This window comes from Achromobacter sp. SIMBA_011 (genome assembly GCF_046535435.1).
Lineage (GTDB): Bacteria > Pseudomonadota > Gammaproteobacteria > Burkholderiales > Burkholderiaceae_B > Achromobacter > Achromobacter dolens.
Window position 1 is genome coordinate 375,002 of sequence record NZ_JAWRWN010000002.1, and the last position, 20,160, is coordinate 395,161.

A 20,160-nucleotide genomic window follows, 5' to 3' on the forward strand; every position below is an offset into this window, starting at 1 on the left:
CCATGCGACAGAATGCGCTTCGCACCCGAATCGATCCCCTGGCGCGCGCCGTCCTGGCCGCCACGCTGAGCGTCGCCGCCTTGGGCGCCGCCCAGGCCCAGTCGCCTTCTTCGGCCACCGGTACGCGCAGTCCCGGGGCCCAGCCTTCCTCGTCCGGACCGGTGCTGACGCCCAAGCGCAGCTTCGACGATCCGGCCACGCCGGCCGCGGCCCCTGCCGCCGCGCCCGCCGCCACGCCGGACGATTCGGCGGCCGCTCCGCCGACAAACATGCGTACGCCTGTCGCCACGCCGGCCGCCACGCCCGCGGCGGCGCCGGCCCATGCGCCTGCCGCGCCAGCCGCCACCGCCGCGCCCGCCGCGCCCGCCGCGCCCGCCGCGACCGCCACCCCCGCCACCCCCGCCGCGCCCACGGTCATCATCCCGACCGAGCTCGACACCAAGGCGTGTATCGCCAAGCTGCGCAAGGGCGCCACCGCCAACGGCCTGACCCTGGCCGACTGGGATAAGTACACCGCCAAGGCCAAGCTGCTGCCCACCACCGTGGCGTCCGCCCAGGGCCAGCCCGAGGGCCGCGAAACCTGGTGGGACTACATCGCCAAGACGGTTGACGACGAGCGCGTGGCCGATGGCCGCGCGGTGCTCGCCAAGTACGGCAAGCAACTGGGCGACATCAGCCAGCAGTACCAGGTGGACCCGGCCACGCTGGTCGCCATTTTCGGCATCGAAACCAACTACGGCCGCCAGGTCGGCAAGACCGACGTGCTCAACGCCTGGCTGACCCGCGCCTGCACCGAGAACAAGACGCTGTGGGAAAAGAACGCCTACGCCTCCGTGCGCCTGCTGCGCGACGGCGTGGTGCCGGCCGACAACTTCGTCGGCTCCTGGAGCGGCGCCTTCGGCATGACGCAGTTCATCCCCACCTCGTTCTACGAGCTGGCGGCGGACGGCGACGGCGACGGCAAGATCGATCTGTACAACTCGCTGCCCGACGCCCTGGCCTCGACCGCCAACCACCTGCGCAAGCGCCGCGCCAAGTGGACCCACGGCCTGCCGGCGGTGGTGGAGGTGCGCGTGCCGGCCGACGTGGCCGCCGCCATTCCGCCCGCGCCCGACGCCGAATACGTCGGCTCGCAGGACCGCCGCAGCATCGCGCAGTGGGCCCAGGCGGGCCTCAAGCAGGGCGACGGTTCCGCGCTCAAGCTGGCCAGCGGCAACGACCAGCAGGCCTACCTGTTCGCGCCCACCGGCGCCAAGGGCCCGGTGTTCCTGGCCACCGTCAATTTCGATGCGATCCTGCACTACAACCAGTCGCGCCGTTACGGGCTGGCGGTGGCGTTGCTGCTGAACCGCCTGCAGGGCGGCCCGGCGCTGGCCACGGCCTGGCCGACGGACGACCCCGGCCTGTCGCGCGCGCAGATCAAGGAAGTGCAGGAGATGCTCAACGCCCGCGGCTATGACGTCGGCACCGCCGATGGCATCCCCGGCGCCAAGACCCGCGACGCGGTGCGCGCCGAACAGGAAAAGCGCAACCTGCCGCAGGACGGCCGCGTCGGCAAGCGCATCTACGACGCGCTCAAGGCCAAATGAGCGCCGCCGATCCCGCGCAAACCGTCGACGGCAGCGGGGCCGTGGTCTCGGGCACCCAGGGTTACGGCGAAAACGCCGCGGCCCTGGCCGAGCAGTACGAGAGCATCGCTTTCGCGGATGTGCATCGCGACGTGGCGCACCTGATCCCGGCAACGCCGTCTCGCATCGCCGACATCGGCGCCGGTTCGGGCCGCGACGCCGCCGCGCTGGCCCGCATGGGCCACCAGGTGGTGGCGGCCGAGCCCACGCCCGAGCTGCGGCGCGAGGGCCAGCGGCGCCACGCGCTGCCCAACCTGGAATGGGTCGATGACGCCTTGCCCGCCCTTGCGGGCCTGCAAGGGCGCGAATTCGACGTGATCATGCTGACCGCCGTCTGGATGCACCTGGACGCGGACGAGCGCGCCCGTGGCATGGCGGCGCTGGCGGCATTGCTGGCGCCCGGCGGCCAGATCCTGATGTCGCTGCGCCACGGCCCGGTGCCGCCCGGCCGCCGTATGTTCGACGTGTCGGCCGAGGAGACCATCGCGCTGGCGGCCGGGCATGGCCTGTCGGCGCATCACCTCGTCAGGCGCGAAGACATGCTGGACCGCGCCGACGTGCACTGGAGCTTCCTGGGCCTGCGGCGCGGCTAGCAGGGTGTGTCCACGGTGCGAAAGTGCGATGGCATGCAGGGGCGGGCATGGATATGATGCAAGGCACCGTGTGTGTCCATGTTTCGATATCATGCCGTCCGCCCTGCTACCCGAATCCTTCGTCACCCAGCGCTTGCGCGCCGAGCGCATGTCGTCGACCCATCTGCCCTTCATCGCGGCCATGCACGCCGATGCCGCCCTGATGGCAACCATGGGCGGCACCCGAGACGCCACGGCCAGCCGGCGCTACGTCGAGCACAACATGCTGCATTGGGCCGAACATGGCTACGGCATGTACGTGCTGAGCGAGCGCGACAGCGGCGCGCTGGCCGGCCGAGCCGGCCTCAAGCTGGCGCTGTCGGGCAAGATCGAGCGGGTCGAGATCGCCTACGCGTTCATGCCCACCTGTTGGGGCCGCGGCCACGCCTCGGAAATCACCCGCGCCTTGCTGGCGATGGGATTCGAACGCCTGCCGGTGGACGCGCTGAGCGCCGTGGCGATACAGGCCAACGCCGCGTCGCTGCGCGTGATGGAAAAATGCGGGATGCGCTGGATCGAGACCACCGGCGAAGGCGAGGCGCGCAAGCTGCGCTACGAGATCCGGCGCCAGCAATGGCGGGCGCTGGCGGACGAAGCGGCGCCGATCGGCGCTAACATGCGGCCATGAGTCCCGCGAATACCCCCGATACCCCGAATACCACTCCGCCCGCCGACGACGATCCGCCGCCCGTGCCGCCCGAGGCCCCCGCGCCCGAGGAATGCTGCAACAGCGGCTGTATCCCCTGCGTCTACGACACCTACAACGAAGCCATGGACGAATACCGCGCCGCGCTCAAGGCGTGGCGGGCTCGGCATGGCGTGGCGGGGTAGGGGGCGGGCAACCGCCGTTTGGGCGCGGCTTTGCCGTACCGCGAGATTCAACGATTGCCCGGCGATGAATCCGGCGTTGGCCACTGCCGAGCCGCATGCAGCACACGCAGCATGCGCACCAGATCGTTCGTCACGTCGTAGATCAATAGATAGTTCGGGTGCGCCACCAGCTCCCGGGTGCCAGCGACACGGCCCGGGCGACCCAGGCCGGGATGATCGATCAGGCGTCCCGCCTGCTCTTCAAGCTGTTCATCAAGCGTCAGCGCCGCAACGGGGTTGTCCGCCTCGATGAAATCGTAGATCGCTTCCCGGTCCCGGATCGCTTCGGGCGTCCAGCGCAATGCCCTCACTTGGATGTTGCAATCCGGCGACGGGTCGCGGCGCGACGGGCCGCGAATTTGGTTTCGACCTCGGCGGCCGGCACCAGGCGGCCGGCGTTAGCGGAATCCAGGCCCGCTTGCACCTGGCGGCGGAACCAGGCGTCATGCTGGGCGGCTTCCTGTTGTTGCTGCACGTACTCCCGCATGAAGTCACGCAGAAGCTGTGCGCCGGTGCGGTCTCGGGCCTTGGCGGCCATGGCGAACTCGTTTTTCAAGGCTTCATCCACCCGAAAGGTAAAGGTAGCGTCGCTCATGGTGCGGTTCTCATGTGTTACACGATAAGTGCAGCGTAACACGCCCGTCCCGTGGCGCTTGCTGCGATCATTCGCCACCCCGGCGGGGAAAGCAACAGGGGACGCCATCAATTGGGTGATATATCGAGCACGCATATCGAACCGGCGCCCGTGCAGGCAGCGTGGCTGCCTCCTCCCGTCCGCCTCAGCCCGCCAGCTTCATATGAATGATCGGCCGCGGCCGCCCCGCGGCGTCGGTTTCCGAACGGCCTACGTCCTCGAAGCCATAGTGCTTGTAGAAACCGTGCGCCTGCGGATTCTGTTCATTGACGTCGACCCGCAGGCTGCCGTGCAGCGACAGCGCGAAATTCAGCAGGCGCCGCCCGGCGCCCTTGCCGCGCTTGTTGGCGTCGACGAACAGCATCTCGACCTTGTTGCCGTTCAGGCCCATGAAACCGGCGACCTCGCCGGCATCGTCCTCGCAGACCCAGACGCGCACCGACGGCAGGTAGGTGTTGAGCACCTGCGGGTACATGGCCTGGATTTCCTTTTCGGACAGGAACGTATGGGTGGCGCGCACCGAACGAAGCCAGATGTCCACCAGGGCGAGGTCGTCGCCGTGGTTGCGTTCTCGGATGTTCATGTCAGGAAGGGGCGTCAGTGTCCGGCGCGGTGGATGTCGGTCGCCGCCAGGACGGTTTCCATTTGCACAGTATGCGCGAAAACGAAGCGGTCCCCGTACACGGTTTCATCCGGAAACTCGGAGATCAGCGCCATCGGCAGCGCTTCCCGGTCGGTCTCCGTGACCTGCACGGGAATGCCGTTCAGCACATCGAATCCGGTTTCGAGCGCGTGCGCGTGGAATAGTTCAAGCTGGCGCGCATTGAATTCCACCAGGCCGGGCACGTTGCGGGCCAGCCGCGCCGTCACGCCCTCGATCAGGCGGCGGGCGCGCTCGCGCCAGCCGGGGTGGTGGCGCAGCACCAGGAAGAAGCCCTTGGGAATGGTCCACAGCTCGAAATTGCGCGGCAGGTAGCCCGACAGGGGGCGGGTCCACTCATGGGCTGGGTAGCCGTGCAGGTTGATGTGCAACTGCGCGCCGCTGATGGCGTGGGCCTGGTGGCGGCCCTCGCGTTCGAAGAACGGCGCGTGTTCGCGGTAGGCGATGTCGTCGCCCAGCGCGCTGTAGCGCGAGGCGTGCAGCATGTGGCGCGGATGCTGTTCGCGCAGGCGGTTAAAGAGCGCGTAGCCGTCTGGATTCTCGGCGGCGATCAGCGCGAAGTGGGCGTCGCCGCGCGCCTTGAGCGCTTGCGCCGCGCGCAGCGCGCCGACCACGCCGGAGGTCTCGTTGGCATGCTGCGCGCCCGAGATGAAGACCGCCGGGCCCGGGCCGCGCAGATAGGTGCCCAGCACCGGGCGGCCCTGGCGCGACACGGCCTGGAAGGCGTCGCCGCCCAGCGCGGCCATGCAGCCGGCGATCTGCCCGGCCGCCAGCGGCTGGCGCAGCTCGGCCAGCGGCGCGTCCAGCGCCACGGGCGCCACCGGCGCCGGCGGCGCGAAGGGTTCCAGCGTCACCAGCACGCGCGCCGCGCCGTCGTGGCGGCGGATGTCGGGAATGATCTGGCCGGGCTGCAGGCCGCGGTCGCCGGAGGGACGGCCGGAGTGGTGCTGGAAGTGTTCCAGCAGCGTGAAGTACAGGTCTTCGTGCAGCGCCTCGAAGGTGCTGACGATTTCCTCGTCGACCGGCAGCGCGAAGTCCATGCCGGGCAGGTCGACGCGGATCTCCAGCCGGTCGAAATACGGCTCGTGCGCGCCCCAGGGATGGTTGCGCACCGTGTCGACGATGCTGCGAAAGGCCTGCTGGTATTCGGTGGCCTGGGCCGCGTCGGTCTGCATGGCGCCGTCGGCGTCGCGCACGCGCAGCCAGCCGGTGGGCGACAGTTCGGGCGTGCCGTCCTGCGCCTGGCCAAGCTGGTTGGGCGCGAACACGCGATCTTCACGGCGTCGGCCGTCGGCGTAGACGAGCGTGACGTCGTAGTGCAGGTCGGACGCGCCCGGCTTCATCGTCACGCGCACGCCTTGCAGCAGCGCCACCAGCGGATAGGCTTCGAGCGTGAAGCGCTTGGGCAGCGCGTGCTCATGCCGCGGGTAGCGCAGCTCGACCGCCACCAGGCCGTCGCGCTCGACCTCTTCCAGGAAGTAGTGCAGCAGGGGCTTGTAGGCGCTGCGAAAGCGCGCCGTCACGCCGGCCTGCGCCAGCCGCGCCTCGGCCTCGCGGCGCGCGTCGACGCCTTCGAACAGCCAGCCTTCCACCGCCGCGCCACGCCAGGCCGGGGCCTTGTAGGCATGGATCCAGGCGTCCAGCGTGCGGTCGAATGTCTTTTCCAGCAATGCCATCGTCAGTAGTCCTCAAGTGCCTGCCGGAGCAGGCCGCCCCAGGGCGGGGGCATTCATTTACACCTTGCCGGTGGGATCCAGGCGATCGCGCAGCCAGTCGCCCAGCAGGTTCAGGCCCAGCACGGTCAGCATGATCGCCAGGCCGGGGAACACGCTCACCCACCACGCCGTCTGCATGTAGGTGCGGCCATCGGCCAGCATACCGCCCCAGCTCGGGATCATGGGATCCACGCCCAGGCCCAGGAAGGTCAGGCTGCTTTCCAGCAGGATGTTGTTGGCGACGTTCAGCGTCATCAGGATCACCAGCGGGCCCAGCAGGTTGGGCACGATGTGGTGGCGGATCATGGCCAGGTCGCGCACGCCGAAGGCACGCGCCGCCAGCACGAACTCGCGCTCGCGCAGCGCCAGCACCTGGGCCCGCACCAGGCGCGCGTACTGCACCCACTGCGAGATGATCATGAAGAAGATCACGTTGAACAGGCCGCCGCCGAGGATGGCGATGAAGGTGATGGCCACCAGGATGAACGGCAGCGCCAGTTGCACGTCGGCGAAGCGCATCACGATCATGTCCCAGAAGCCGCGGTAGTAGCCGGCGATCAGGCCCATGATGATGCCGAGCAGGGCGCCGCCCAGCACCGACGCGAAGCCCACCAGCAGCGAGATCTTGCCGCCGACGATGACGCGCGCCAGCACGTCGCGGCCCAGCGGGTCGGTGCCGAACAGGTGGGCCGCGCTGTTGAAGGGCGCCATCAGGCGGGCGGTCAGGTCCATGGACTCGCCGCCATCGGGAAACAGCCAGCCCGAGGCCAGCACCAGGACGATCATGACGCCGGTCAGCACGGCGCCCAGCACGAATTCCAGCGAGCGGTAGCGGCTGCGCGGCTTGACGGCCTTGGGAGCGGCGGGGGAAGTAGTGGTCTGCATGGGGCTCACCGCGTGCGGATACGGGGATCGACGATGCCGTAGGCGATGTCGACGATCAGGTTGACCAGGACGATGACGGCGGCCAGCACGGTGACCGTGCCTTGCAGCACCGGGTAGTCGCGGCCGGAGATGGCGTCGAACGCCAGCGTGCCCAGGCCGGGCCAGTTGAACACCATCTCGATGACGACGATGCCGCCGATCAGGCCGCCGAACTGCAGCCCCAGGTAGGTGATGAGGGGAATGGCGCAATTGCGCAGCGCGTGCTTGTACAGCACGATGCGCTCTTTCAGGCCCTTGCTGCGCGCCACCATGATGTACTGGGCCGACAGCGTCTCCAGCATGGTGGTGCGCACCAGGCGGATGTTGGTGGCCGACAGGATGATCGCCATGGTCAGCGACGGCAGCACCAGGCTGGCCGGACCGCTCCAGCCCGACGGCGGCAGCAGCGGGAAGGTGATCGACAGCAGCAGCACCAGCATCAGCGCCAGCCAGAAGTTGGGGAACGACAGTCCCACCAGCGACAGGATGCGGATCGCCTGGTCGGTGGGCTTGCCGCGCTTGATGGCGGCCTGGATGCCCAGCGGCAGCGAAATCAGGATCGACGCGATCAGCGAGGTGAACGCCAGCATCAGCGTGGCCGGCAGCGCGTCGCCGATCAGCTTGGCGACCGAGGTGCCGCCCATGAAGCTGCGGCCGAAGTCGCCGTGCAGCAGGCCCTGCATGTAGCTCAGGTATTGCTCGTGGAACGGCCGGTTCAGGCCCAGCGCCTGGCGGATGTTGGCCAGGTCCTGCTCGGTGACGCTGCCCGAGCCCTGGCTGAGCATCAGCGCGGGGTCGCCGGTCAGGCGCACGGCGTAGGAGACGAGCAGCGTCACGGCCACGATCACGAAGACCGCCTGCAACACGCGTTTAATCAGAAATCCGGTCATGAGGCTCCGCCAGGGCTTTCGCCCCGGCGAATCAGTAGGGTTAATGCGTCAAATACTTCACAGACATCGCGACGCCCAATCAGGCATCGCCCCCCTGGCGGGATGCCGCGGATCCGGCTCCGCCGGTCCGCAGGCATGCCCCTGGGGGAAGGCGCGCAGCGCCTCGGGGGGGCTCTACTCCACGGTCGTATCGACGAACCGGAAGCGGATGTCGCCCGGCACTTCCAGGTTCTTCACGCGCTTGTTCACGCCGACGATGGTGTTCAGGCTGTACAGCGGCAGTTCCAGCGCCTGGTCGGCCACGTAGCCGGCGATCTCCTGCAGCATGGCTTCGCGCTTCTTCACGTCATAGACGGTGCGCTGCGCTTCCAGCATGGCGTTCAGCTTGGGATCGTTGTCGTACGGATTCCACTTCTGGCCCGAGTGGTACATCAGGTAGGCCGTGTTGTCGTAGTCGTAGGTCCAGCCGCCCCACTGGTTCTGCCACATCTCGCCGGTCTTGCCGCCGGGGATGATGTCGTTGAGCAGCACGCCGGTCTCATACGGCTTGATGGTGGCGCGCACGCCGACCGCCTGCAGATAGCCCGACACCGCCTGGGCCACTTCGCGGAAGTTCGAATCGCTGCCGCGCACGTCGATCTGCACCGTCGCGCCCGGCTTGATGCCGGCGCCGGCCAGCAGCTTCTTGGCTTCGGCGGGGTTGAAGGGCAGGGGCTTTTGCTCGGGGTTGTAGCCGAACGACTGCGGACCCTGGAAGCTGGCGATGGTCTTGGCCTGGCCCAGCAGCAACTGCTTGACGATGGTGTCGCGGTCCACCGCCATGATCAGCGCGCGGCGCACGTCGCGGTTCTGGGTGATGCCGTTCTTGGTGTTGTAGCGCAGCGCGAAGGCCACCGGGCCGCCGGTCGAGATGACGTCGGCGTTGCCCGACTTCTTGACCGTCTCGATCAGGCCCAGCGGGATCAGCGTGGCGATGTCCACGCGCCCGGCCTGCAGTTCGGCGACCTGGGTGCCGGGTTCGCTGATGAAGCGGTAGACCACCTTGTCCAGCTTGGGCTTGCCGCCCCAGTAGTCGTCATTGCGCGCCAGGGTCACGTTGACCTTGGGCTGGTAGCTCTCGAACTTGAACGGGCCGGTGCCGACCGGGTGGGTGTTGAAGTTCTCCTCGCCCTTTTCCTGGATGTACTTGGGCGGCACGATCATGGCGCCGTAGCCGGCCAGCTTGGTCAGCAGCACGGGGTCGGGCTGCTTGAGGATGAAGTCGACGGTGTACTCGTCCACCACCTTGACCTCGCCGATCGAGTCGTAGTTCGACTTCTGCGGGCCCTTGGCGCCTTCCGCGCCCAGCAGGCGCTCGAACGTGAACTTGACGGCCTCGGCGTTGAACGGCTCGCCGTTGTGGAACTTGACGCCCTGGCGCAGCGTGAAGCGCAGGCGTTTGTTGTCGTCCAGGTATTCCCACTTGGTGGCCAGGCCCGGCTGCAGCTTCAGGTCGGCGCCGCGCATGGTCAGCCCGTCGTACAGGTTGCTGCCGACCGAACCCCAGAAGGTCACGAAGGTGTCGATCGGATCCCAACTGCCCGGATCCTGGTTGATGGCGACGTTGAGCGTGCCGGCGGCCTGGGCGGTCGACAGGACCGCGGGCAGCGCGCCGCCCAGCGCCAGGGCCAGGGCGGTGGCGGTGAAGGTTTTGCGTAGGGAGAGCATGTTCAACTCCAGGGACGGGAAATCGGCCGGGCCGACGTGTAGAAAACGGAAGGTTCAAGCGGCGCGGGCCACGCGGTGGCCGGGCGCGAATTCAACCAGGGGAATGATCGCCGGCTCGTCGCCCACGCGCCGCACCGGGCTGGGGATCTCGCCCTCGATCAGCGAAGTGTCGATGTGGCGGCCGGGCTCGGCCACCGGCACGGCGGCCAGCAGCTTGCGGGTGTAGGCGTGCTGCGGAGATTCGAAGATCTGGCGGCGCGTGCCCAGTTCCACGATCTGGCCCAGGTAAAGCACCGCCACGCGGTGGCTGACCTTCTCCACCACCGCCATGTCGTGGGTGATGAACAGGTACGACAGGCCGCGGTCTTTCTGCAGGTCCATCAGCAGGTTCAGGATCTGCGCCTGGATCGACACGTCCAGCGCCGACACCGATTCGTCGGCGATGATCAGCTTGGGGTCGCTGGCCAGGGCGCGCGCGATGCAGACGCGCTGGCGCTGGCCGCCGGAGAATTCATGCGGATAGCGGCGCGCGTGCTCGGGCTTGAGGCCCACCTGTTCCAGCAGCTCGCCGACGCGGCGCGCGATGGCGGCCTCGTCGGTCAGCAGGCGGTGGGTGCGGATCGGCTCGGCGATGCTGAAGGCCACGGTCTTGCGCGGGTCCAGCGAGGCATACGGATCCTGGAAGATGTATTGGATCTCCTGGCGCAGGCGCTGGCGGCCGGCGGCGTCCATCGAGAAGATGTCCTGGCCGTTGTAGCGCACCGCGCCCGAGGTCGGCGCCACCAATTGCTGCAGGGTCTTGCCGATGGTCGATTTGCCGCTGCCCGATTCGCCCACCAGCGCCAGCGTTTCGCCGGGGTAGACGTCGAAGCTCACTTCCTCGACCGCGTGCACGCGGTGGGTGACGCGGCCGAACAGGTTGTGGCCGACGTCAAAGCGCGTGGTCAGTTTCTCGACGCGCAGCACCGGCTCGTCGTAGCGCGCCGTGTCCTGCTCGCGGGTCTCGCCGACTTCGCGCAGCGTTTCGCCTTCCAGCACCGTCTGCGGCGTGCGCAGCGGCAGGTCGCGGCCGGTCAGGCTGCCCAGGCGCGGCACGGCGGCCAGCAGGGCGCGGGTATAGGGATGCTTGGGCGCGCGGAAGATCTCTTCCACCGGGCCCTGCTCGACCTTCCTGCCGCGCAGCATCACCACCACGTCATCGGCCATCTCGGCCACCACGCCCATGTCGTGGGTGATGAAGATCACGGCCGTGCCCAGGTCGCGCTGCAGTTCGCGGATGGTGTTCAGGATCTGCGCCTGGATGGTCACGTCCAGCGCGGTGGTTGGTTCGTCGGCGATCAGCAGGCGCGGCTGGCACGACAGCGCCATCGCGATCATCACGCGCTGGCGCATGCCGCCCGACAACTGGTGCGGGTAGCGGTCCAGCAGTTGTTCGGCGTCCGGCAGGCGCACCTTCTCCAGCAGCGCGCGCGCCGCCTTGCGGGCGGCCGAGCGCGACAACTGCTGGTGCAGCATGATGGCCTCGATGATCTGGTCCCCGATGGTGAACACCGGGTTCAGCGAGGTCATCGGCTCCTGGAAGATCATGGCAATGTCGTTGCCGCGGATCGCGCGCATCTGTTCGTCGGACGCGGCGGTCAGGTCGACCTCGCGGTCGGCGCCGTCGCGGAACAGGATCTTGCCGGTGGCGATGCGGCCGTTGTTGTAGTCCGTCAGGCGCATGATGGCCATGGACGTCACCGACTTGCCCGACCCGGACTCGCCGACGATGGCCAGCGTCTTGCCCGGCCGCACGTCGAAGTCCAGGTTCTCGACGGCGCGGAACACGCCGTTTTCGGTATTGAAATCCACCGAGACGCCGCGCACGGAGAGCAGCGGCTGGGCGGAGGAGGCGGGAAGGCTAGACAACGTGGATTCTCACAGCGAGGTGGCGGCGCGGGCGGCCTGGTCGTACAGGCCCGACAGGGCGCGCAGGGTATTGGCCAACTGGTGGCTGGCATCGTCCGCGGCGGGGGAGTCGATGAAGGGTTTCACCAGGCATTGCTCGCGCACTTCGGCGTAGCGCTGGATCGCGGCGGCGCCGGCATCGGTGGTGGTGTAGATCACTTCCTTGCCGGTCTTGGCGCTTTGCACCACGCCCAGCCGCTCCAGCTTCTTGAGCGAATAGTTCACCAGGTGGGTGTCTTCGACATTGAGCGTGAAGCAGATGTCCGCCAGTTTCTTGCCGCGGCCGCGATGGAACACGTGGTTCAGCACCAGGATGTCCAGCGAGGTCAGCTCGGGCAGCCCGGCACAGGCCATGCAGCGGACCATCCAGCGATTGAAGGCGTGCGAGGCGATGATCAGGCCGAACTCCACCTCGGACAGCTCCGGGGCGGAAGAGGCGAGATGGGAGGAGGAAACAATGGCGTCCCGGACGGAAACAGGCATGGGAGGCAGATGGGGACGGATCGACAACAAAACGTTGGCGAATTATTGACGATTTGTGGATATGCAGGCATCCGGGATAACCCGTGGATATAAGCGGTCCCCGGGGTTCATGACCGCAAGTTATTCCCGCGGCGGCGTCGTGGCCGCCGTCGCGATCTGACGCGGACCCTTGCTATGCCGCGCCCGCCGATTCCTGCAACAGCCCCAGGTCGGGCGGGCGGTTCTCGATGATGGCTTCCATGCTGAAAAAGCCCGTCACGGTGGACAGTTCGAAGTCGGTGATGAGCTTCTGGTAGAAGCGGTCGTACCCGGCGATGCCGCGGCAGACCACCTGGATCAGGTAGTCCCAGTCGCCGCCGATGCGGTAGAAACCGGTCACTTCGGGCAGGCGTTCCACGTGCTTGCGGAAGCCGTCGGCCCATTCCTTGGCATGATGGCTGGTGCGGATCATGACGAACACCGTCAGGTCCAGCCCGAGTTCGGCCAGGTTCACCTCGGCGCGGGTGCCGCGGATGATGCCGCAGGCGTTCAGCCGCTGCAGTCGGCGCCAGCAGGCGTTCTGGGACAGGCCGACCCGGTCGGCCAGCTCGCGCTGCGACAGCGAGCCCTCGCGTTGCAGGCAGGAAATAATATTCAGATCAAACTTGTCAATTTTTTCCATGAATTCGATCAGATGATCTATTTTCAGCGATTTTAAGGAAAATTTAGGTGAGGTTTCAAAATTCCTTCCATCGTATGATATTCCGATAATTTTCCTGCCAGCCGTTTCATCGAATCCGCACCATGTCTACCCAAGCGACCCCGGCCGCCACAGGGCCGTTGCGCCAGTTCCAGCAATCCCTGCAATCCCCCGACATCATCGCCAGCCTGGCCGACGGCCTGATCGGCAAGGACGCCGTCATCGAAGGCCCCTTTGGCCTCAAGCCGCTGGTCTACGCCGACTACGTCGCCTCGGGCCGCGCGCTGATGCAGGTCGAGCGCTTCGTCCTGGAACACGTGCTGCCGTACTACGCCAATTCGCACACCGAGGCCTCGTTCTGCGGCGGCTTCATCACGCGCCTGCGGCGCGAGGCGCGCGCCGTGGTCGGCCGCTGCTGCGGCGCGGGCGACGAGCACGCCGTGATCTTCTCCGGCTCGGGCGCCACCATGGGCCTTAACCGCCTGGTGCACCTGTTGGGCGTGCCGGCCGCCTTGGCGGCGGGGCGCAAGGTGCGGGTCGTCATCGGCCCCTACGAGCATCATTCCAACATCCTGCCGTGGCGCGAATGCGGCGCCGACATCGTCGTGCTGGCGGAAAGCCCGCAGGGCGGCCCGGACCTGGGCGAACTCGACGCCGCGCTGCGGGCGCCGGACGGCACGCTGGTCATCTGCGCGCTGTCGGCCGCCTCCAACGTCACCGGCATCGTCGCCGACGTCGAGGCCATCACCCGCCGCGTGAAGCGCGCCGGCGCCCGGATGATCTGGGACTACGCCGGCGGCGCGCCGTACCTGGACATCCGCATGACGCCCGCGGCCGATGCCCCGATCGACGCCATCGTGTTCTCGCCGCACAAGTTCATCGGCGGGCCCGGCGCGTCCGGCATCCTGATCGTGCGCCGCGACGCGGTCGTGCCAACCACGCCGACCTTCCCGGGCGGGGGCACCGCCAAGTTCGTATCGCCCAGCCACCACGACTACAGCGCCAGCCTGGAAGCGCGCGAAGAGGCCGGCACCCCCAACGTGGTCGGAGACATCCGCGCCGCGCTGGTGCTGCTGGTCAAGGAAGCGCTGGGCGCCGACCTGATGGCGCGGCGCAACGCCGCCTTCGTGCGGCGCGCGCTGGCGCGCTGGCAGGGCGATCCCCGCCTGGAACTGCTGGGGTCGCTGAGCGCGCCGAGACTGCCGATCTTCTCCTTCCGCGTGCGCAACGGCCAGGGCGGCTACGTGCACCAGCAACTGGTCACGCGCATGCTGAGCGACCGCTTCGGCATCCAGGCCCGCGGCGGCTGCGCCTGCGCCGGGCCTTACGTGCACAACCTGCTGGAGATCGACGAGGCCGAATCGGCGCGCATGCGCCAGGCCATCCTCGATGGCCGCGAAATCGAAAAGCCGGGCTTTGTCCGCCTGAATTTCAGCGTGCTGCTGTCCGACGCCAAGGCCGACTTCATCCTCGATTCGGTGCTGGCGCTGGCCGCCGATGCGACCGAGTTCGAAGACCGCTACGACTTCGATCCCGCTCGCGCCATCTTCTTCCCGCGGCCCGCCTCGGCGGTGGCCTGACGCGGCTGGCGGCCACGCATCGCGGGGGCCTGGCCCCGCTGCGCGGCCGTCCCTTCATTCCTTCATGTAGGGGCCGCAGGTATTGATCCACGCGGTCTTGAGCGCGGCCAGGTCGTCGGGCCGGTCCTTCATTGCGCGCACGGTCTTCTCGGGAAATTCCCCGCCGTCGCGCACGCATTGCTCATAGTCATCGACCAGCTCGAACTCCATGTCCAGCAGGTCCAGCCGACCTTGGCACAGCGGCGCGTTCAGCTCCTGCCAGTTGGCGGTCTCGCGTCCCTTCTGCACGTTCACCGCTTCCTGGTAGCGGGCGGCGCTGGCGTCGAACCGCGCCACGCATTCCTTGGCCGCGTGGGCGGCGCCCGGCGGCAGGACACAGGCGAGCAGGAGCAGGATGGGCAGGGGGCGGATCGGGATCATGGACGGGGCTTCCGGCGCGGCGGGGCCGCGAAATGCAATGGGCGGATCATAACTGCCGGACGAGTCGTCACTCGCGCCGTATTCTTTTTTCCTGTTTCCCGCTAGTGGGAAACGCGCGTGTCAGCGAGTTCGCCAGCGGCGGGCGCGCACCCTGCGCGGCCGCATGCTGCATGGAAAACCAGTATGGCAATCAATGCAAACGCGTCTACCATCGTTCACACGTCAAGGAATCGAAGATCCAATCCCCACATGCGAAATTGGACGCGCCTTCCAGCTTAAGTTCTGTTTTATCAACACGTTGCGTTGGAGATGAAAGAGAATGACGAACACCCTCATCCATGTCGACCTGACCCAATCCCCTTACGAGAACGAGAAGATCCACAACCGCTGGCATCCGGATATCCCGATGGCCGTCTGGGTCAAGCCCGGCGATGATTTCATCCTGGAGACCTACGACTGGACCGGCGGCGCCATCAAGAACGACGACAGCGCCGACGACGTGCGCGACGTCGACCTGTCCACCGTGCATTTCCTGTCCGGCCCCGTCGGCGTCGAAGGCGCCGAGCCCGGCGACCTGCTGGTGGTGGATCTGCTGGACATCGGCGCCAAGCCCGACAGCCTGTGGGGCTTCAATGGCTTTTTCAGCAAGAACAACGGCGGCGGTTTTCTCACCGACCATTTCCCCCATGCGCAGAAATCCATCTGGGATTTCCACGGCATGTTCACCTCGTCGCGACACATCCCGGGCGTCAGCTTCGCCGGCCTGATCCATCCCGGCCTGATCGGCTGCCTGCCCGACAAGAAGCTGCTGGACACCTGGAACCAGCGCGAGCAGGCGCTGATCGACACCAACCCGAACCGCGTGCCGCCGCTGGCCAATCCGCCCGCGCCCAAGACGGCGCACATGGGCGCGCTGCAAGGGGCCGAGCGCGAGCGCGCGGCGGCCGAGGGCGCGCGCACCGTGCCCCCGCGCGAGCATGGCGGCAATTGCGACATCAAGGACCTGTCGCGCGGCGCGCGCGTGTTCTTCCCGGTCTACGTCAAGGGCGGCGGCCTGTCGGTGGGCGACCTGCATTTCTCGCAGGGCGACGGCGAGATCACCTTCTGCGGCGCCATCGAGATGGCCGGCTGGGTGCACATGCGCGTCACGCTGATCAAGGGAGGCATGGACAAGTACGCCATCCGCAACCCGATCTTCAAGCCCAGCCCGATCACGCCGGCCTACAAGGACTTCCTGATCTTCGAGGGCATCTCGGTGGACGAGGGCGGCAAGCAGCACTACCTGGACGTGAACGTGGCCTACCGCCAGGCCTGCCTGAACGCCATCGAATACCTGAAGAAGTTCGGCTATTCGGGCGCGCAGGCGTACTCGATCCTGGGCACGGCGCCGGTGCAGGGGCACATCAGCGGGGTGGTGGACATTCCCAACTCCTGCGCCACGCTGTGGCTGCCGACCGAGATCTTCGATTTCGACATCCAGCCCTCGGCCTCCGGGCCGATCAAGCACATCAAGGGCGGCGTCGACATGCCCTTGTCGCGCGACCGCTGAAGCGCCCGCGCCAAGGAGACCGACATGCCCATGTATGACTACGCTTGTGCCGACTGCGGCGAGTTCGCGGCGCTGCGGCCGCTGGCGCAATGGCGCGATCCAGCCGATTGTCCGCGCTGCGGCGCGGCGTCGAACCGCATCGTTGGCGGCGCGCCCGCGATCTCGGCGCTGTCGTCGGCCGTCAACCGCGCCCATGCCGCCAACGAACGCAGCGCCAACGAGCCGCGCAGCTCGCGTTCGGGACACGGCATGAATTGCGGTTGTTGCGCGGGCGGACGCAAGTCCGGCAGGACCCGCGCCACGGCCGACGGCGCCAAGTCCTTCGCCGGTGCGCGGCCCTGGATGATCAGCCACTGACGCCGGCTGCGCGCAATCAAGCGAGGCGGCCGCCTCGCTTTTTTTCTTACTGCGGCGCGGCTTCCAGCGGCGCCACGGCGGCGCCCTGGATCTTGTGGCGCGCCAGCGCCTCGGCCACGAAACCGCTTTTCTTCATGGCTTCGACAAAGGCGGCCAGGTAGGCGCTGGCCTTGGCGCCACGGCTTTTGGGCACGCCCATGGCCTGGCGGATCAGCATGAAGTGGCCGTCCAGCAGGCGCAGGCCGCCCAGGCGCTGCGCATCGGCTTGCAGTTGCTGTTTGACGCCGGCGGCCACTTCCATGTTTTCCTTGACGAAGGTGTCGACCACCGCGGGCGAGGTGGGCGCGCGGAACAGCTCGGCGTGCTTGATTTCACGCGTCAGGTACAGGTCATAGGCGCTGCCCTTGCCGACCACCACGCGCTGGCCGGCGCGGTCCACCTCTTCCATGCGGGTGATGGGCGAATCGTCGCGCACCAGGTAAGCGCCCTCGATCACCACATAGGGCGCGGTGAAGGCGATCTGCTCGCCGCGCAGCGGATCGATCGCGAAAAAGCCCACGTCGGCCTGCTCGGCGGCGACCGCGTTGACCGATTCGCCGGCGGACTTGAACACCACCAGTTCCAGCTTCACGTCGAGCCGGCGGGCCAGTTCCGTGGCCAGGTCGACCGACACGCCGCCGGGCGCGCCGGTGTCGGGATGGGTGTTGGCCAGGATCGGGTTGCCCAGGTTGATGGAGGCGCGCAGCGTGCCCGTCGGGGCAAACGCGTCGAGCAGTTCGTGATCGGTCTTCATGGATCTTCCTTCCTCGAGGGACGCCGCCGGTGTCGCGGCGGCGCGGCATGTGCAGCCCAGAGAATAGCCGCAAGCGAGGCGCTTGCGTGTCGCTGGCGGCGCCGACGGCAGGGCGCGGGGCCCGCCGCCGGCGCGCGGCCGGTGACGCCGCGCTATTGCGCGCGGCGCAGCACGTAGTGCGGCGCCAGCGGACCGGTGGGGCGGGTGCCGTCGCGGTACAGCATGATCACCTGGTTCTCGGCGACGAAGTAGCGCTGGCTGTCGCCGGAGGCGTCCAGCCGGATGGTGCTGCCGTCGGATTCCCAACTGAAGGTGCCGGCCACCGCTTCAGGCTGCGGCTGGCGATCCAGGTATTGCGTGGTGCGCTCGTAGCGGCCGTCCTTCATCAGCGTCAGGCGGGTGCGGATGCCGGGGCAGTCGGCGCAGGGCAGGGTGCCCTCGTAGCTGCCGGGCCAGTCCAGCGAGTCGCGCGCCGTGTGGTTGTCCACGGGCACGGCGGCCGTGTGTCGGGAAGGGGCGCAGCCGGCAAGCAGGGCGACTGTCAGGGTGCAGGTCAAGGTGGTTTTCATCATGGCGAGCTCCTGTGTTGCGGTGCGTCCACGATACGGACGCACGCCCATCCTTGCTGAAACGGGATGTAAAGGCAAGCGCGGCGGGCCCGGCGCGCAGGCGCGGGATCCCGCCGGGCAAGGAACCCGGAGCGCGTCAGCGCGGGGCCGCGGCCAGCAGGCCCGGATGGGGCGCGCGGGCGGTCAGGATGGTGCCTGTCACCGACTCGGTGCAGAACAGCGTGCGGCCATCCTCGCCGCCAAAGGCGAGGTTGGTGGTCGACATGCCCTTGGGGCTGCGCCAGACGATCAGCGGTTCGGCGCGATGGTTGAGCAGCCACACGTAGCCCAGCCCCGGATTGCAGACCAGCAGGTTGCCTTCGCGGTCCACCGCCAGGCCATCCGGGCCGCTGGGGCCGTAAGAGGTGAAGAACTGGCTCACCTTGCTGACGCTGCCGTCCGCCATCAGCGGCACGCGCCAGACGCAGTTGCCGCGCGTCACCGCCAGGTACAGCACCTTGCCATCCGGCGACAGCGCCACGCCATTGGGGCTGGGGATGTTGTCGAGCAGGCAGTCGAGCTGGCCGCCGGGACGCAAGCGGTACAGTCGGCCGCTGGGATCGTGCAGGCCGCTCTGGCCCTGGTCGGTGAAGTAGATATTGCCCTGCGCATCGAAGATCAGGTCGTTCACGCCCTTGAAGCGCTCGCTGTTGCGCCGGGCCAGGTAGGGCGTGACCTGGCCGCTGGCCACGTCCAGGACCATCAGGCCATTCTTGTAGTCCGTGATCAGCAGTCGGCCGTCGTCCAGGAACTTCATGCCGTTCGGTTCGCCGTCGTATTCGGTCACCAGGGTCCACTGGCGGTCGGACCCGATGCGGAACACCCGGCCCCAGGGGATGTCGGTGACGTACAGATTGCCGTGGCGGTCGAACACCGGGCCTTCCAGGAACGAATCGACCGGCGCCCCGGCGCGGTTGGCGTCGGCCCAGTCGCTGCGCTGGAGGCGGCGGAAAGCGTCGGGCATGGCGCTCCATGCTTCGAAGGGCGCCACCTCGGGCGGTTGCAGGAAAAACATGGCGTCTCCTCGGTGTCTATTTGGCGTCGTAGCCGATGCTGCGCGCGACGTTGCCCCACATCACGTTGCTGTCGGCCAGGATGCGGCCGAATTCCGCCGCGTCGGCGGCGCGCGGCTCGGCGCCCATCTTGGTGGCGAAGGTCTGCATTTCCTCCGACGCCATGGCCTTGGCGACCTCGCGTTGCAGGCGTTCGGTGACTTCCGGCGGCGTGCCTTTGGGCGCCCACAGGCCGGTCCAGTTGACCACGCCGAAATCCTTCACGCCAGCCTGCGCGAATGTCGGCACGTCGGGAAGCACCGCCAGCCGCTTGGCGCCGCTCACGGCCAGCAGGCGCAACTGTCCGCCCTGCGCCGGCCCCATCAGGCCGGTGGTCGAGGCGAACTGGAAGTCGATCACCTTGCCCAGCACCGCCTGCGTGGCTTCGGCGGCGCCCTTGAACGGCACGTGCATGAATTTCACGCCCGTCGCCCGCGCCAGCCCTTCGGCGGCGAAGTGCGGCGTGGTGCCGGCGCCGCCCGAGCCGTACGTCACCGAGTCGGGCTTGGCGCGCGCCTGCGCCACCAGGTCGTCGAGCGTGCGATACGGGCTGTCGGCCGCCACCGCCAGCGCCATGGGCGCGAAGATGAAGGCCGTGACCGGCTGCAGGTCCGCCGCCGGATCGAAGGGCAGTTTCTTGAAGATGTGCGGCAGCAGCGAATAGGTGGTGTCGTTGGCCACCAGCGTGTAGCCATCGGCCGGCGCGCGGGCCACCTGGCTGACGCCGATGGTGCCGGTCGCGCCGGGCTTGTTCTCCACCACGAAACTCTGGCCGGTCTGCGTCGACAGCATCTGCGCGACCTTGCGCGTGGCCACGTCGACCGCGCCGCCCGGGCCGTAGGGCACCACGATCCGCACCGGGCGGCTGGGCCAGGCGTCCGCGGCATGGGCAACGCCGCCCGCCAGGAGTGTCGCGGCGGCCGCGACGAGCAGCGCGGTGCGCTGGGGGGAGAAGCGGGTGCGATTACGGTGATTCATTTGTCGTCCTCTGTTTTTATGCGGGAATGTCATTCGGCCTTGAGTCCTCGCAG

At 67.9% G+C, this 20,160-nt stretch carries 22 protein-coding genes; 7 read left to right on the forward strand and 15 right to left on the reverse strand.

The window, feature by feature from the left end:
• The first annotated feature begins 2 nt into the window (after positions 1-2).
• The 4 genes from SB816_RS08945 (at position 3) to SB816_RS08960 (ending at position 3,091) form a co-directional block, all read left to right on the forward strand.
• Positions 3-1,589, forward strand: coding sequence for a lytic murein transglycosylase (locus SB816_RS08945; protein ID WP_410546825.1), 1,587 nt, complete (start codon positions 3-5; stop codon positions 1,587-1,589).
• A complete protein-coding gene (locus SB816_RS08950; RefSeq protein WP_116791772.1) occupies positions 1,586-2,221 on the forward strand; it encodes a class I SAM-dependent methyltransferase in 636 nt (211 codons plus the stop codon). Before SB816_RS08945 ends, SB816_RS08950 begins: the two co-directional genes overlap by 4 nt.
• Before the next feature lie 91 nt (positions 2,222-2,312).
• Positions 2,313-2,888, forward strand: a complete 576-nt coding sequence (locus SB816_RS08955) for a GNAT family N-acetyltransferase (RefSeq protein ID WP_116791771.1) — start codon at positions 2,313-2,315, stop codon at positions 2,886-2,888.
• Complete coding sequence (locus SB816_RS08960) at positions 2,885-3,091, forward strand: oxidoreductase-like domain-containing protein (protein WP_144654833.1); 207 nt, start codon at positions 2,885-2,887, stop codon at positions 3,089-3,091. The genes SB816_RS08955 and SB816_RS08960 overlap by 4 nt, the downstream gene beginning before the upstream one ends.
• Before the next feature lie 47 nt (positions 3,092-3,138).
• Here the strand turns inward: SB816_RS08960 and SB816_RS08965 are convergent, their stop codons facing one another.
• The 10 genes from SB816_RS08965 to SB816_RS09010 all read right to left on the reverse strand — a co-directional run bounded on the left by SB816_RS08965 (position 3,139) and on the right by SB816_RS09010 (position 12,752).
• Positions 3,139-3,441 (reverse strand): type II toxin-antitoxin system mRNA interferase toxin, RelE/StbE family, encoded by a 303-nt coding sequence (locus SB816_RS08965; protein WP_054502013.1) that lies wholly within the window; start codon positions 3,439-3,441, stop codon positions 3,139-3,141.
• A complete protein-coding gene (locus SB816_RS08970; RefSeq protein WP_054502014.1) occupies positions 3,438-3,725 on the reverse strand; it encodes a CopG family ribbon-helix-helix protein in 288 nt (95 codons plus the stop codon). Before SB816_RS08970 ends, SB816_RS08965 begins: the two co-directional genes overlap by 4 nt.
• 184 nt (positions 3,726-3,909) lie before the next feature.
• Positions 3,910-4,347 carry an acetyltransferase gene (locus SB816_RS08975; RefSeq protein WP_054415951.1) on the reverse strand — a complete coding sequence of 146 codons (438 nt, stop codon included), beginning with the start codon at positions 4,345-4,347 and terminating at the stop codon, positions 3,910-3,912.
• 14 nt (positions 4,348-4,361) lie between these two features.
• The gene (locus SB816_RS08980; RefSeq protein WP_269874706.1) at positions 4,362-6,101 is read right to left on the reverse strand and encodes a peptidase M14; all 1,740 of its coding nucleotides are present in this window, start codon (positions 6,099-6,101) and stop codon (positions 4,362-4,364) included.
• Positions 6,102-6,158: 57 nt separating this feature from the next.
• Complete coding sequence (locus SB816_RS08985; RefSeq protein WP_238923249.1) at positions 6,159-7,025, reverse strand: ABC transporter permease; 867 nt, start codon at positions 7,023-7,025, stop codon at positions 6,159-6,161.
• Positions 7,026-7,030: 5 nt separating this feature from the next.
• Positions 7,031-7,954, reverse strand: coding sequence for an ABC transporter permease (locus SB816_RS08990; protein WP_006385014.1), 924 nt, complete (start codon positions 7,952-7,954; stop codon positions 7,031-7,033).
• A gap of 174 nt (positions 7,955-8,128) precedes the next feature.
• Positions 8,129-9,661, reverse strand: a complete 1,533-nt coding sequence (locus tag SB816_RS08995; protein ID WP_020928525.1) for an ABC transporter substrate-binding protein — start codon at positions 9,659-9,661, stop codon at positions 8,129-8,131.
• Positions 9,662-9,715: 54 nt separating this feature from the next.
• A complete protein-coding gene (locus SB816_RS09000) occupies positions 9,716-11,569 on the reverse strand; it encodes a dipeptide ABC transporter ATP-binding protein (protein WP_410546826.1) in 1,854 nt (617 codons plus the stop codon).
• A 9-nt stretch (positions 11,570-11,578) separates the two neighbouring features.
• Positions 11,579-12,091 carry a winged helix DNA-binding protein gene (locus SB816_RS09005; protein WP_054415947.1) on the reverse strand — a complete coding sequence of 171 codons (513 nt, stop codon included), beginning with the start codon at positions 12,089-12,091 and terminating at the stop codon, positions 11,579-11,581.
• Between the two features lie 172 nt (positions 12,092-12,263).
• Entirely contained in the window at positions 12,264-12,752 is a 489-nt protein-coding gene (locus SB816_RS09010; RefSeq protein ID WP_116791767.1) for an Lrp/AsnC family transcriptional regulator, read from the reverse strand.
• Between the two features lie 122 nt (positions 12,753-12,874).
• Here SB816_RS09010 and SB816_RS09015 point away from each other — a divergent pair, with 122 nt between their 5' ends.
• Positions 12,875-14,350: an aminotransferase class V-fold PLP-dependent enzyme gene (locus SB816_RS09015; RefSeq protein WP_410546827.1), complete on the forward strand. Its 1,476-nt coding sequence runs from the start codon at positions 12,875-12,877 to the stop codon at positions 14,348-14,350.
• 54 nt (positions 14,351-14,404) lie between these two features.
• Here the strand turns inward: SB816_RS09015 and SB816_RS09020 are convergent, their stop codons facing one another.
• The gene (locus tag SB816_RS09020; RefSeq protein ID WP_175143135.1) at positions 14,405-14,770 is read right to left on the reverse strand and encodes a hypothetical protein; all 366 of its coding nucleotides are present in this window, start codon (positions 14,768-14,770) and stop codon (positions 14,405-14,407) included.
• Positions 14,771-15,089: 319 nt separating this feature from the next.
• Here SB816_RS09020 and fmdA point away from each other — a divergent pair, with 319 nt between their 5' ends.
• Both fmdA and SB816_RS09030 read left to right on the forward strand, forming a co-directional pair.
• The gene (fmdA, locus tag SB816_RS09025; protein WP_410546828.1) at positions 15,090-16,319 is read left to right on the forward strand and encodes a formamidase; all 1,230 of its coding nucleotides are present in this window, start codon (positions 15,090-15,092) and stop codon (positions 16,317-16,319) included.
• Between the two features lie 24 nt (positions 16,320-16,343).
• Positions 16,344-16,676: a zinc ribbon domain-containing protein gene (locus SB816_RS09030; protein WP_116791763.1), complete on the forward strand. Its 333-nt coding sequence runs from the start codon at positions 16,344-16,346 to the stop codon at positions 16,674-16,676.
• A 46-nt stretch (positions 16,677-16,722) separates the two neighbouring features.
• Here SB816_RS09030 and SB816_RS09035 read toward each other — a convergent pair whose 3' ends face one another.
• From SB816_RS09035 to SB816_RS09050, 4 genes are all read right to left on the reverse strand, one after another.
• A complete protein-coding gene (locus tag SB816_RS09035; RefSeq protein ID WP_144654838.1) occupies positions 16,723-17,469 on the reverse strand; it encodes an ABC transporter substrate-binding protein in 747 nt (248 codons plus the stop codon).
• Between the two features lie 152 nt (positions 17,470-17,621).
• Positions 17,622-18,041, reverse strand: coding sequence for a copper resistance protein NlpE (locus SB816_RS09040; RefSeq protein WP_054415938.1), 420 nt, complete (start codon positions 18,039-18,041; stop codon positions 17,622-17,624).
• Positions 18,042-18,174: 133 nt separating this feature from the next.
• Positions 18,175-19,092, reverse strand: a complete 918-nt coding sequence (locus SB816_RS09045) for an SMP-30/gluconolactonase/LRE family protein (RefSeq protein WP_410546829.1) — start codon at positions 19,090-19,092, stop codon at positions 18,175-18,177.
• Between the two features lie 16 nt (positions 19,093-19,108).
• On the reverse strand, positions 19,109-20,107 hold the full coding sequence (locus SB816_RS09050; RefSeq protein ID WP_410546830.1) for a Bug family tripartite tricarboxylate transporter substrate binding protein: 999 nt from the start codon (positions 20,105-20,107) through the stop codon (positions 19,109-19,111).
• Between the last annotated feature and the right edge of the window lie 53 nt (positions 20,108-20,160).

What these genes read in the sequence shown, in the direction of transcription:
- SB816_RS08945 (WP_410546825.1), top strand. Translation starts at nt 3, where the DNA reads ATGCGACAGAATGCGCTTCGCACCCGAATCGATCCCCTGGCGCGCGCC.
- SB816_RS08950 (WP_116791772.1), top strand. Translation starts at nt 1,586, where the DNA reads ATGAGCGCCGCCGATCCCGCGCAAACCGTCGACGGCAGCGGGGCCGTG.
- SB816_RS08955 (WP_116791771.1), top strand. Translation starts at nt 2,313, where the DNA reads ATGCCGTCCGCCCTGCTACCCGAATCCTTCGTCACCCAGCGCTTGCGC.
- SB816_RS08960 (WP_144654833.1), top strand. Translation starts at nt 2,885, where the DNA reads ATGAGTCCCGCGAATACCCCCGATACCCCGAATACCACTCCGCCCGCC.
- SB816_RS08970 (WP_054502014.1), bottom strand. Translation starts at nt 3,725, where the DNA reads ATGAGCGACGCTACCTTTACCTTTCGGGTGGATGAAGCCTTGAAAAAC.
- SB816_RS08975 (WP_054415951.1), bottom strand. Translation starts at nt 4,347, where the DNA reads ATGAACATCCGAGAACGCAACCACGGCGACGACCTCGCCCTGGTGGAC.
- SB816_RS08980 (WP_269874706.1), bottom strand. Translation starts at nt 6,101, where the DNA reads ATGGCATTGCTGGAAAAGACATTCGACCGCACGCTGGACGCCTGGATC.
- SB816_RS08985 (WP_238923249.1), bottom strand. Translation starts at nt 7,025, where the DNA reads ATGCAGACCACTACTTCCCCCGCCGCTCCCAAGGCCGTCAAGCCGCGC.
- SB816_RS08990 (WP_006385014.1), bottom strand. Translation starts at nt 7,954, where the DNA reads ATGACCGGATTTCTGATTAAACGCGTGTTGCAGGCGGTCTTCGTGATC.
- SB816_RS08995 (WP_020928525.1), bottom strand. Translation starts at nt 9,661, where the DNA reads ATGCTCTCCCTACGCAAAACCTTCACCGCCACCGCCCTGGCCCTGGCG.
- SB816_RS09005 (WP_054415947.1), bottom strand. Translation starts at nt 12,091, where the DNA reads ATGCCTGTTTCCGTCCGGGACGCCATTGTTTCCTCCTCCCATCTCGCC.
- SB816_RS09010 (WP_116791767.1), bottom strand. Translation starts at nt 12,752, where the DNA reads ATGGAAAAAATTGACAAGTTTGATCTGAATATTATTTCCTGCCTGCAA.
- SB816_RS09015 (WP_410546827.1), top strand. Translation starts at nt 12,875, where the DNA reads ATGTCTACCCAAGCGACCCCGGCCGCCACAGGGCCGTTGCGCCAGTTC.
- SB816_RS09020 (WP_175143135.1), bottom strand. Translation starts at nt 14,770, where the DNA reads ATGATCCCGATCCGCCCCCTGCCCATCCTGCTCCTGCTCGCCTGTGTC.
- fmdA (WP_410546828.1), top strand. Translation starts at nt 15,090, where the DNA reads ATGACGAACACCCTCATCCATGTCGACCTGACCCAATCCCCTTACGAG.
- SB816_RS09030 (WP_116791763.1), top strand. Translation starts at nt 16,344, where the DNA reads ATGCCCATGTATGACTACGCTTGTGCCGACTGCGGCGAGTTCGCGGCG.
- SB816_RS09035 (WP_144654838.1), bottom strand. Translation starts at nt 17,469, where the DNA reads ATGAAGACCGATCACGAACTGCTCGACGCGTTTGCCCCGACGGGCACG.
- SB816_RS09040 (WP_054415938.1), bottom strand. Translation starts at nt 18,041, where the DNA reads ATGATGAAAACCACCTTGACCTGCACCCTGACAGTCGCCCTGCTTGCC.
- SB816_RS09045 (WP_410546829.1), bottom strand. Translation starts at nt 19,092, where the DNA reads ATGTTTTTCCTGCAACCGCCCGAGGTGGCGCCCTTCGAAGCATGGAGC.
- SB816_RS09050 (WP_410546830.1), bottom strand. Translation starts at nt 20,107, where the DNA reads ATGAATCACCGTAATCGCACCCGCTTCTCCCCCCAGCGCACCGCGCTG.